This is a genomic window from Rhodococcus sp. RDE2 (assembly GCF_020885655.1).
GTDB lineage: Bacteria > Actinomycetota > Actinomycetes > Mycobacteriales > Mycobacteriaceae > Rhodococcus > Rhodococcus pyridinivorans.
On record NZ_AP025186.1, the window covers coordinates 3,533,982 to 3,545,220 of the forward strand.

Genomic DNA, 11,239 nt, shown 5'->3' on the forward strand with positions numbered 1-11,239 from the left:
TGCCGGTCCCCGCCCCGGCCGCCTTGTACCGTTGGATACATGAGCGACACGCCCTTCGGATTCTCGAATCCCGACGACGACCCCGACCGCAGGAAGGACGAGGGTTCCGGTAGCGGCGGCTCCGGTGGCGGCATCCCGTTCGGATTCGGACTCCCCGGCAGCGGCGGGGGCGACAACCCGTTCGGCGGTCAGGGCTTCGATCCCGCGCAGTTCGGTCAGATGCTCAGCCAGTTCGGTCAGATGCTCGCCGGCATGGGCAGCGCCATGGGTTCCGGCGGCGGCTCGGGCCCGGTCAACTACGACATCGCGACGAAGCTCGCACGCCAGCAGATCGGGTCCGTCGACCCGGTCCCGCCCCGCACCACCGACGCCGTGGCCGACGCCGCGCGCCTCGCGGAACTGTGGCTCGACGCGGCCACCACGCTGCCCGCGGGTGCGTCGAAGGTCGTGGCGTGGACGCCCGTCGACTGGCTCGACAACACCCTCGAGACGTGGAAGCGCCTGTGCGATCCGATCGCCGAGCAGGTCAACGGCATGATGCTGAACGGCCTGCCCGAGGAGGCCCGCGCGATGGCCGGGCCCATGCTCGGCATGTTCTCGCAGATGGGCGGGGTCGCCTTCGGCTCCCAGCTCGGCCAGGCCCTCGGCCAGCTGTCGAAGGAAGTGCTCACCTCCACCGACATCGGTCTTCCGCTCGGCCCGGAGGGCACCGCCGCCCTGCTGCCGGCCGCGGTCGAGAGCTTCGGTGAAGGACTCGAACAGCCCGCCCAGGAGGTGCTCGTCTTCCTCGCCGCACGCGAGGCCGCCCACCAGCGCCTCTACAGCCACGTGCCGTGGCTGCGTCAGCGGATGCTGGCGACCGTCGAGGAATACGCACGCGGCATCCGCATGGACATGTCGTCGATCGAGGATCTCGCGCAGGGACTCGACCCGTCGGCTCTCACCGACCCGTCCAAGCTCGAGGAGATCCTCAAGCAGGGTGCGTTCGAACCCCAGACCACCCCGGAGCAGAAGGCCGCCCTCGAACGGCTCGAGACGATGCTCGCGCTCGTCGAGGGCTGGGTCGAGACGGTCGTCGCCGACGCCCTCGGCGAGCGGCTCCCGGGCGCCTCGGCCCTGACCGAGACCCTGCGCCGTCGCCGCGCCACGGGCGGACCGGCGGAGCAGACCTTCGCCACGCTCGTCGGCCTCGAACTCCGGCCCCGGAAGGTGCGCGAGGCCGCCGCGCTGTGGCGACGCCTCACCACCGATGCCGGCACCGAGGCCCGCGACCACGTGTGGGCGCACCCCGACCTGCTGCCGGACTCGTCGGATCTCGACAACCCGGCAGCCTTCGTCGACCGTGTGATCGGCGGCGGCACCGGAGCCTTCGACGATCCGATCGCCCAGTTGCAGGCGACCATGGAACGCGAGCAGGCCGAACGCGATCGCGCCGCCGAGGAGGGATCCGACGAGGATCGTCCCGGGGACGACAGCACCTCCTAGAACGACCCGACAGAGGCACCCGCGCCTGTGGACAACTGCTCCTCGTGAGCCGTCCACGGGCGCGGGTGCTGTCAGTCTGTCTCCATGATCACCGCATCGCGCGAGACGACCACGAATCCTGCGCCGCCCGAGGCGGCGGTTCTCCGGGTCGATCCCGAACTGGCCGTGCTCGAACGGTCCGACGGCTCGATCCAGCTCGGTTGGGGTCCCGGCACCGCGACCGTCGTCCTGCCACCCGAAGGCATGGACAGCTTCGACCTCGGCGTTCTCGTCCGGCTGCTCGACGGCCGGCTCACCCTCGACGAGGTGCTCGACGCCGCGGCCGAGCGTGGGCTTCCGTCGGGACGGGTGCGCCAGGTGCTCGACGAGCTCACCGCCACGGGCGCGGTCCGGCAGGTCCCCTCGTCGCCGGTCGGTCCGGCGCGACCGCGGCGGGTGCGGGTCCACGGCTCGGGTCCGCTCGCCTCGGCGATCGTCGACGATCTCCCGGTGTGGGACGTGCGGTGGGTGCGCTCGTCGTCCGGTGACGAACCGCAGGGTCCGGCCGACTGCGTCGTCCTTGCCGACGGCCAGGTGCCCGACCCCCATCTCGTGAGCATGCTCGTACGGGCCGGGATCCCTCATCTCGCGGTGCGGATCAGGGACGGACGCGGCATCGTCGGGCCGTTCGTACTCCCCGGCCGGAGCAGTTGCCTGCGCTGCGCCGATCTCGTGCGGACCGATCTCGATCCGTCCTGGCCACGGCTGGCGAGTCAGCTGTACGGGCGGCAGGGCCACGCCGGCCGGGCGGTGACGTCGGCGACCGCGGCGATGGCCGTCGGCCAGATCGAGGCGTTCCTCTCCGCCGATCCGTCGGTGACTCCGGCGGTCGATCGCACGCTCGAACTGGACCTACGATCCCACCGCATCGTCACGCGTCGGTGGTTCCGTCATCCCCGGTGCGACTGCTCGGCCGTCGCTCGGGTCGGTCAGGCATGATGGGGGGCGTGCCAGACATCCCTCGCAGAAGCTCGTCCCGCACTGCCAAGCTCGCGAGCATTCCTCTGGGAATCGCCGGGCGCGCTGCCGTGGGTTTCGGTCGTCGGCTCGCCGGTGGAGATCGGGAGGAGATCGACGCCGAGATGACGGCGAAGGCCGCCGAACAGTTGTTCAGCGTGCTGGGCGAACTCAAGGGCGGCGCCATGAAGTTCGGCCAGGCCCTGAGCGTGATGGAAGCCGCCGTCCCGGAGGAGTTCGCCGAGCCGTATCGGGAGGCGCTCACCAAACTGCAGGCCGAGGCCCCTCCCCTGCCCGCCCGGGCCGTGCACCGCGTGCTCGACCAGCAACTCGGCACGAAGTGGCGCGAGCGCTTCGAGTCGTTCGACGACGTGCCCGTCGCGTCGGCCAGTATCGGCCAGGTGCATCGGGCCGTGTGGTCGGACGGACGCGAGGTCGCGGTGAAGGTCCAGTACCCGGGCGCCGACGAGGCACTGCGCGCCGACATGCGCACGCTGTCCCGGTTCGCCGGATTGTTCGCCACGATGATGCCGGGCGCCGATGTGCGTGCGCTGCTCGACGAGTTGTCCGCACGCACCGAGGAAGAACTCGACTACCGGATCGAGGCCGACAACCAGCGGGCCTTCGCCAAGGCCTTCGCCGGCGACGAGAAGTTCCTGATCCCGCGTGTCGTCGCGAGTGCACCGAAGGTCGTCGTGACCGAATGGCTTTCGGCCACTCCGCTGTCGGCGATCATCAGCGGTGGTACGCGGGAGCAGCGCAACCGGGCCGGTGCGCTGCTCGCGGAGTTCCACTTCTGCTCGCCCGCACGGGCCGGTCTGCTCCACAGCGACCCGCATCCGGGCAACTTCATGCTGCTCGACGACGGCCGTCTCGGGGTCATCGACTTCGGGGCCACGGCAGCGATGCCCGACGGCTTCCCGCCGGTGCTCGGACGGATGGTCCGGCTCGCCCTCGACGAGCGTTTCGACGAACTCACCCGGCTGCTCTACGACAACAAGTTCGTGCTGCCCGGCCGCACGGTCACCGACGAGGAGATCGCCGACTACCTCCGGCCGTTCACCGATCCGATCCACACCGAGTCGTTCCACTTCACCCGCGCATGGCTGCAGCGGGTGGCGGGCACGGCCACGGACTTCTCGAGTTCCACCTTCAAGACGGCCCGGACGCTGAACCTTCCGCCCGAGTACGTGAGTGTGTTCCGGGTACTGCTCGGTTCGGTCGGCATCTGCGCTCAGCTCGACGCCGAGGCACCGTACATGCGCATCCTCAGCGAATGGCTACCCGGCTTCGTCGAGGAGTGACGAAGCCGGGCAACCGTATTCACGCACAGACCAGTTCCTTGCGGGGTTCGGGCAGCGGATTCTTCCGAGGCCGGCCCCGCGGCCGCTTGCGGGCCACGACGACACCACGGTCGATGATCTCCCCGCCCCACACGCCCCAGGGTTCCTCCCGCTCGAGAGCGGCGTCGAGGCACCGGGCACGCACCGGGCAGCCCGCGCACAGCGTCTTGGCATACTCGAGATCGGCCGGGGTCTCGGCGAACCACAGGTCGGGGTCGTTGTCGTGGCACGGCAGGGTGTCGCGGTCGCGGTCGTCGCGTGACACCGCGAAAGTGTCGCTGCGCGACAGGATGTCGGTACGACGCATCTCGTCTCCTTCCGTTCGGTTCGACAGGCTCGACGGGTATTCGCTCGGCACGTGAGCTCCTTCGTTGGTTCGGTGGAATGCGATGCGAACCCGGCCGGAGAACGAGAAAGGCCACGGTCCGCTGGGCGGGGTCCGTGGCCTGGAGGAGACGAAGGTCTACCGGGAGATACTTCCCGATCGACTTCCGACCACGGACGAGACGGCGGCGGCGTACACACGTCGGCGTGCACGCGGCGCGGCTACCACTTCGGCAGCCACAGGGGTGGCGGCGATACGAGCCACAGGTGTGGCGATGTGAGTGGTAGCGGCGGCCACAGCGACACGAGGGGCCGCTGTCGCTGCAAGAGCATCGAAGCCGAGCATCGGGGCCACCTCACTTTCTCGTCGCGCACGGGCCGTCTCCCGTGACATCGTCATCCAGCCTAGATTCGTGGACACGATCGGCACAAGTTATTTTCTACCTGCGGTTTCGTGCCGCGTTCTTCGTCCCGGCACTACAGTCGGAGGGCATGTCCCTCGCGACCACGAGATTCCTGCCCGTCCTCGACTGCCCGGATCCGCGCGCGCTCGCCGACTTCTACCGCCGGTTGCTCGGATGGACGATCACCAACGAGCGGGAGGACTGGGTCGAACTCGCCCGTGACGACTCGACGGCCATCGCGTTCCAGCGCGATCCCGACTTCACGCCGCGGCACTGGCCCGCCGACGGTGTGCACGCCCATCTCGACTTCCACGTACCCGACCTCGACGAGGCCGAACGTCTCGTCCTCGGGCTCGACGCGCTGCGCGCCGACGACGGCTCGAACAAGACCACCTTCCGGGTGTTCCGCGATCCGGCCGGGCACTACTTCTGCCTGTGCGCCGAGTGATCCCCGCCGGGTAGTCCTCAGAGGTCGAGAGTGTCGACGGCGCGCTCCCCTCGCACGAGGGCGAGCACGTCGGCGCCGTACTGCTCGAGCTTCTTCGCTCCGATCCCCGGGATGGCAACCAACGCACGATCGTCGCGCGGCTGCTGTTCGGCGATCGCGACGAGGGTGTTGTCGCTGAAGACGACGTAGGCCGGAACCTTCATCTCCTTCGAGCGTTCCCGGCGCCATTCCTTGAGCGCGACGAGCAGGTTCTCGTCGAGATCGGACGGGCAGCCCTCGCAGCGGCCGAGCATGGTCGAGGTGGTGCCCATGAGCGGCTTGCCGCAGACACGGCACTGCGGGCGCTTCTTCCGCGGGGAGGCCGGTTCGGCGATCTTCGACGCGGGTGAACTGTCGGGGATGAGCCCGTGCAGGAAGCGGGAGCGTCGCCGCGACCGGCGACCGCCCGCCGTGCGGGACAACGCCCACGACAGTTGCAGGTGCACGCGGGCACGGGTAACGCCGACGTAGAGCAGCCGCCGTTCCTCCTCGATGCCGGCCTCGTCGGGTGGGGTGTCCTTGTCGCCGGTGACGTGGGTGATCGGCAGGGTGCCGTCGGTGAGTCCGACGAGGAAGACGGCGTCCCATTCGAGGCCCTTCGCCGCGTGCAGCGACGCGAGCGTGACGCCCTGGACGGTCGGTGGCTGGCGCGCTTCGGCACGGGCCGCGAGATCGCGCAGCAGACCCTGCAGATCGAGGTCGGGTTCGTGCTCGAGCAGTTCCTCGGTGAGCTGCACGAGCGCGACGAGCGACGCCCAGCGCTCGCGTGCCTGCGCGCCCACCGGTTCGGTGTCGGTCAGGCCGAGCGGCACCAGGGTGGCCCGGACGAGGCTGAGCAGCCCGGCACCGCGACCGGCGTCCTCCGGCAGGTCGTCACGCGTACCCACCTGGCGCAGCGCGTTGACCGCCTGCCGGACCTCCGCGCGGTTGAAGAAGCCTTCGCCGCCGCGCACCTGGTACGGGATTCCTGCCTGCGTGAACGCCTGCTCGTAGGCCTCGGACTGGGCGTTGATGCGGTAGAGCACCGCGATCTCGGCCGCCGGGACCCCCTTGCCCATCAGCTTCGCGACGGCCTTGGCAACCGCCTGGGCTTCGGCGGGTTCGTCGTCGAACTCGGCGAAGGTGGGCTCCGGCCCGGACGGACGCTGACCGACGAGCTTGAGCCGGGTGCCGGCGATGCGGCCCCGCGCCGCACCGATCACGCGGTTGGCGAGGTCGACCACCTCCGGGGTGGAGCGGTAGTCGCGTTCGAGGCGCACGACCGTGGCGTCGGGGAACCGGCGCGAGAAGTCGAGCAGGTGCTTCGGGGTGGCGCCGGTGAACGAATAGATGGTCTGGTTGGCGTCGCCGACCACCGTGAGATCGTCGCGCTCGCCGAGCCATGCGTCGAGCACGCGCTGCTGCAGCGGCGTGACGTCCTGGTACTCGTCGACGACGAAGCAGCGGTAGCGGTCGCGGAACTCCTCGGCCACCGCGAGGTTGTCCTCGAGGGCCGCCGCGGTGTGCAGCAGCAGGTCGTCGAAGTCGAGATACATCCCGTCGCCCGACCGGGTCTTGAGCTGCTCGTACGTCTCGTAGACACGCGCGACCCGCTCGGGGTCGGCCGGTGGGGTGCGGTGGGCGCGGGCGGCCGCGGCGGGATAGTCCTCGGGTGCGACGAGCGTGCCCTTGGACCATTCGATCTCCGACAGCAGGTCGCGCACGGTGTCGGTGTCGGTCGGGAAGCCGCACCGGTGCGCCGCCTGCGAGACGGCCGCGAACTTGCGGTCGAGCAGTTGCCACGGCGTGTCGCCGACGACCTGCGGCCAGAAGTACCGCAGCTGCCGCAGCGCCGCGGCGTGGAAGGTGCGGGCCTGCACCTGCGTGCCGTCGCCGCCGATACCCAGGGCGCGCAGGCGTGAGCGCATCTCCCCTGCCGCGCGGGCGGTGAAGGTGACGGCGAGGACCTGACTCGCGGAGACGTGACCGGCGGAGACGAGGTGGGCGATGCGGCGCGTGATGGTGCGGGTCTTGCCGGTGCCGGCACCGGCGAGCACGCAGACCGGCCCGCGTGGGGCGAGTACCGCTGCTGCCTGCTCGGGGTCGAGACCGTCCACCACATCCGCACACATGGCCTCCATCATGACAGCGACCGCCGACAGCGCAGCCCACCGGTGACCTCGCCCGCTGTGGTGAGGACCACAGCCCACCCCGGTCGCGGAACATGTTCGACGGCTGTGATGTTCTCGAAGACATGACGACCACCGACGCACCCGCCCTGACCGTCTACTCCACCACCTGGTGCGGTTACTGCAGGCGGCTGAAGACCCAGCTCGACCAGAACGGCATCGCGTACACCGAGATCGACATCGAGTCGGATCCGGCCGCCGCGGAGTTCGTCGGCAGCGTCAACAACGGCAACCACGTGGTGCCCACCGTCAAGTTCGCCGACGGCAGCACCGCCACCAACCCGTCGCTCGCCGAGGTCCAGCGCGCTCTGGGTCTGTAGTTCCTGCTCGTTCGGAAAGGCCGGTCGCGTCCGCCGCGGCCGGCCTCTCTCGTGCCCGGGCTTCTACTCCAGGCCTTCTACTCCTTGGCCCAGCCTTCGAGCATCCCGCGCGCGATGGAGATCGAGCCAGGCAGCAACAGCGGGGCGTCCTCGGCGGAGGCCCAGTCACCCGTCGCCAGCGCGGCACGGACCTCCTCGCGGGTGAACCACCGTGCCTCGGTGATCTCCCCGTCGCGGAAGTCCAGCGCCTGCTCGGGATCGGCGATCGCCGCGAATCCGAGCATGAGCGACCGCGGGAACGGCCAGGGCTGACTGCCGAGATACCGCACGTCGCGCACCTCGACACCGACTTCCTCGCGGATCTCCCGCACCACGCACGATTCGAGTGACTCACCGGCTTCGACGAAGCCCGCGAGCACGGAGAAGCGCCGCTCGGGCCACACCGGCTGGCGGGCGAGCAGCACCCGATCGTGTCCGTCGTGCACGAGGCAGATGATCGCGGGGTCGGTGCGAGGGAACTCCTCGTGCCCGGTCTCGGTGCTGATCCGCGACCAGCCGGACATCGTCGGGCGCGTGGGTGAGCCGTCGACCGCGCTGTAGCCGGCGTTGTCGTGCCAGTTCAGCAACGCGACCGCGCTGACCATCAGGTCGGCGTCGGCATCGTCGAGACGCTCGCCGACGCGCCGCAGATCGGCCACCGTGCCCGTCTGCGCCAGGACGCGGGTCGCCCAGACGTGGTGTCCGTCGCGGATACCCAGGAAGATCGCGCCCTCGACCGGTTCGGGGCCGAGTTCGGACGCCTCACCGAGCACGAGCGCACTGTCGGAGACACGGACCTGGTTACGCCGGTCGACCCGCAGAAGTTTCGCGTCGGCCCAGCCGGCGCGCAGGGCGTCCTCGTCCTTACGCAGTTCCTCCGCCCGGTCGACGACGGTACGTGAGAGCAGCGGGGTACCCGACAGAGCGAAACCGGTCACATCAGCACCCTAGCCACGCATGGCGCCCGGCGGCGAACCCACCAGGCGGATGTAGAGCAGCTTGTCGTTCGCTTCGAGCGCGTCGACCTCGGGCGAACCGATCCGCCACATCCGTCCGTCGCGGACGACGGCGAGGACGATGTCCTTGAGATGCCGCGGGGATCCCCCGACCTCGCTGGGGTCGACGTCGCGTTCGGCGATGGCGAATCCCGCTTCCGGGGTGAGCAGGTCCTCGATCATCTCGACGACGTTCGGCGTGGTCGTGGCGATACCGAGCAGGCGACCCGCCGTCTCCGACGAGATGACCACCGAGTCGGCTCCCGACTGACGCAGCAGGTGGGTGTTCTCCGACTCGCGGATCGCGGCGACGATCTTCGCGCGCGGAGCGATCTCGCGGGCGCTGAGGGTCACGAGTACCGCGGTGTCGTCTCGGTTCGCGGCGACGATCACGGCGGCTGCGTGCTGCACTCCGGCGAGGCGGAGCACATCGGATTTCGTCGCCGAACCCTGGACCGTCACGAGTCCCTGCCCTGCGGCGGACTCGAGAACGACCGGATCGGTGTCGACGACGACGATCTCGGACGGCGGGACTCCGTCGCCGAGCATCGCGTCGACCGCGGTACGGCCCTTGGTACCGAAGCCGATGACGACGGTGTGATTACGCACGCGGCGCCTCCAACGCTGGATCTTGAATGCTTGCCGGGAACTCTCGGTCAGTGCCGACAGCGTGGTACCGACCAGCACGATGAGGAAGAACACCCGCAGTGGAGTGATCACCAGGATGTTGATCAGTCTCGCCTGGGGGGTGAAGGGGGTGATGTCGCCGTAACCGGTGGTCGAGAGCGACACGGTGGCGTAGTAGATGCAGTCGAGCAGCGACAGTTCGCTGCCCTGCGAGTCGCGGTAGCCGTCGCGGTCGAGGTAGACCACGAGAACCGCGAGGATCAGCGCAGCGAAGGCGTAGCCGATGCGACGCGCGATCGCGAAGCCGGGACTCGTCTGCTCCTGCGGTACGCGCAGCACACCGACGAGCGCGAAGTCGGGGCGCTCGGTGAGCTGATCGGAGCGGCTGAACCGCGCACGCAACCTCCCGGGCATCGCGGTGTCCCACCTTCCTGCTGTCGACCTGCGCCGGAGGCCGCCCTCCGCCGTCGCGGCACCGGGCGGACCGCCTCGATACCGGATCGCAGCCTACCGCCGCGCGCTAGTCTGGCACGCATGTCCACGAAAGCGTCGCAGCGCTCTGCGATCCGGCTGGCAGGTCTCCTCCTCGGCGTCGGGGTCCTGCACTTCGTGCGACCGGAACCGTTCGACGGCATCGTGCCCCGCGCCCTGCCGGGCGATGCCCGCACCTACACCTACGCCTCGGGGGTCGCGGAGATCGCCGTCGCCGGCGCGCTCGCCGTGCCCCGCACCCGACGCCTCGGCGGTTCCCTGGCCGCGGCGCTGTTCCTGGCGGTCTTCCCCGCCAACGTGCAGATGGCCGTGACGTGGCTGCGCAGCCCGAAGCTCTCCCCCGCCGCCAAGGCGGTGTCGCTTGCCCGGCTCCCGCTGCAGATCCCGCTCGTCACCGAGGCACTGAAGGTCCGCCGCACCGCGGTTCGCTGAACGATCCACCTACCGTTCACCCGCGGTGATTGAGGTCACAGCGAGCGGGTATGCGTCGGTATGGACACCGCACGTGGTCTGAAGGTGGTCGTCGTCGGCGCGACCGGCAATCTGGGAACCGGGATCGTCGAGGCGCTCGGGCGCGAACCCGCCGTCGCCGAGATCGTCGGCGTCGCGCGACGACCGACGGAGTGGACGTCCCCCAAGGCGACGTTCACGGTCGCCGACACCACCACCGACGACTTCCGCCCGATCGTGCGGGGTGCCGACGCGGTGATCCACCTGTCGTGGCTGTTCCAGCCCACGCACCGTCCGGAGGTGACCTGGGAGAACAATGTGCTCGGCGCGATCTCGGTCTTCGAGGCGGCGGCCGCGGAGAAGGTTCCCGCGCTGATCTACTCGTCGTCGGTCGCGGCTTATTCGCCCGGAAGCTCGACGGATCGCGTCACCGAGGACTGGCCCACACACGGGTGGCCGGGTGCCGCCTATCCCCGCGAGAAGTCTTATCTGGAACGTTTTCTCGACACCCTCGAACTGCGGGCACCGGAGACGCGCGTCGTGCGGATGCGTCCCTACTTCATCTTCAAGCGCGAATCGGCGACCTCGCAGCGACGCCTGTTCGTCGGCCCCCTGCTCCCGGGGAACCTGCTGCGCAGCGGACTGCTCCCCGTGATGCCGTTGGTCGAGGATCTGCGTGCCCAGGTGCTGCACACGAGCGACGTGGCCGACGCCTTCGTCCGTGCGACCGTCCGGCCCGTCCGCGGCGCGTTCAACCTCGCCACGGAACCACCCGTGGACGGCGCGTTCCTGGCAGAGATGTTCTCTGCCAGGAAGATTCCGGTGCCGCGCGCGGCACTCCGCGAGGCCGTGCGGGCGGCGTGGCACGCGCATCTCGTTCCGGCCTCGCCCGGCCTGCTCGACACCGTGCTGCAACTTCCGCTGCTCGACAGCACGCGCGCCCGCACCGAACTGGGCTGGGAACCGCAGTATTCGCCGCCGGAGATCCTCGAGGAATTCCTGTCGGGCCTCCGCGAGGGAGCCGGGATGCCCACCGCTCCCCTGGCACCTGACACCGCCGGCCGCCGGGCACACGAGGTGGCCACCGGTGTGGGGCAGCGCCCCTGAGT

11 protein-coding genes are annotated in these 11,239 nt (G+C 69.8%); 7 read left to right on the top strand and 4 right to left on the bottom strand.

Features of this window, described 5'->3' with window-relative positions; translation table 11 throughout:
• The first annotated feature begins 39 nt into the window (after positions 1 to 39).
• The 3 genes from LPH33_RS16490 to LPH33_RS16500 all read left to right on the top strand — a co-directional run bounded on the left by LPH33_RS16490 (position 40) and on the right by LPH33_RS16500 (position 3,785).
• A complete protein-coding gene (locus tag LPH33_RS16490) occupies positions 40 to 1,485 on the top strand; it encodes a zinc-dependent metalloprotease (protein WP_160874223.1) in 1,446 nt (481 codons plus the stop codon).
• 84 nt (positions 1,486 to 1,569) lie between these two features.
• Complete coding sequence (locus tag LPH33_RS16495; RefSeq protein ID WP_160874225.1) at positions 1,570 to 2,463, top strand: hypothetical protein; 894 nt, start codon at positions 1,570 to 1,572, stop codon at positions 2,461 to 2,463.
• On the top strand, positions 2,460 to 3,785 hold the full coding sequence (locus LPH33_RS16500; protein WP_088899421.1) for an ABC1 kinase family protein: 1,326 nt from the start codon (positions 2,460 to 2,462) through the stop codon (positions 3,783 to 3,785). The genes LPH33_RS16495 and LPH33_RS16500 overlap by 4 nt, the downstream gene beginning before the upstream one ends.
• 19 nt (positions 3,786 to 3,804) lie before the next feature.
• Here LPH33_RS16500 and LPH33_RS16505 read toward each other — a convergent pair whose 3' ends face one another.
• Positions 3,805 to 4,131, bottom strand: a complete 327-nt coding sequence (locus tag LPH33_RS16505) for a WhiB family transcriptional regulator (protein ID WP_051033099.1) — start codon at positions 4,129 to 4,131, stop codon at positions 3,805 to 3,807.
• Positions 4,132 to 4,640: 509 nt separating this feature from the next.
• On the opposite strand from LPH33_RS16505, the gene LPH33_RS16510 reads away from it, so the two are divergent.
• Positions 4,641 to 5,000 (top strand): VOC family protein, encoded by a 360-nt coding sequence (locus LPH33_RS16510; protein ID WP_016693349.1) that lies wholly within the window; start codon positions 4,641 to 4,643, stop codon positions 4,998 to 5,000.
• Positions 5,001 to 5,017: 17 nt separating this feature from the next.
• Here the strand turns inward: LPH33_RS16510 and LPH33_RS16515 are convergent, their stop codons facing one another.
• On the bottom strand, positions 5,018 to 7,162 hold the full coding sequence (locus LPH33_RS16515; RefSeq protein ID WP_026061387.1) for an ATP-dependent DNA helicase UvrD2: 2,145 nt from the start codon (positions 7,160 to 7,162) through the stop codon (positions 5,018 to 5,020).
• A 110-nt stretch (positions 7,163 to 7,272) separates the two neighbouring features.
• Between LPH33_RS16515 and LPH33_RS16520 the strand changes: the two genes are divergently transcribed.
• Positions 7,273 to 7,527 (top strand): mycoredoxin, encoded by a 255-nt coding sequence (locus LPH33_RS16520; RefSeq protein ID WP_016693351.1) that lies wholly within the window; start codon positions 7,273 to 7,275, stop codon positions 7,525 to 7,527.
• A 77-nt stretch (positions 7,528 to 7,604) separates the two neighbouring features.
• Here the strand turns inward: LPH33_RS16520 and nudC are convergent, their stop codons facing one another.
• Together nudC and LPH33_RS16530 are read right to left on the bottom strand one after the other, a co-directional pair.
• Positions 7,605 to 8,504: an NAD(+) diphosphatase gene (nudC, locus tag LPH33_RS16525; protein WP_160874227.1), complete on the bottom strand. Its 900-nt coding sequence runs from the start codon at positions 8,502 to 8,504 to the stop codon at positions 7,605 to 7,607.
• Positions 8,505 to 8,513: 9 nt separating this feature from the next.
• Entirely contained in the window at positions 8,514 to 9,602 is a 1,089-nt protein-coding gene (locus LPH33_RS16530; RefSeq protein ID WP_026061388.1) for a potassium channel family protein, read from the bottom strand.
• A gap of 120 nt (positions 9,603 to 9,722) precedes the next feature.
• Between LPH33_RS16530 and LPH33_RS16535 the strand changes: the two genes are divergently transcribed.
• Positions 9,723 to 10,112: a MauE/DoxX family redox-associated membrane protein gene (locus LPH33_RS16535; RefSeq protein ID WP_160874229.1), complete on the top strand. Its 390-nt coding sequence runs from the start codon at positions 9,723 to 9,725 to the stop codon at positions 10,110 to 10,112.
• 60 nt (positions 10,113 to 10,172) lie between these two features.
• Positions 10,173 to 11,237, top strand: coding sequence for an NAD-dependent epimerase/dehydratase family protein (locus LPH33_RS16540; RefSeq protein ID WP_016693355.1), 1,065 nt, complete (start codon positions 10,173 to 10,175; stop codon positions 11,235 to 11,237).
• The last annotated feature ends 2 nt before the right edge of the window (positions 11,238 to 11,239 follow it).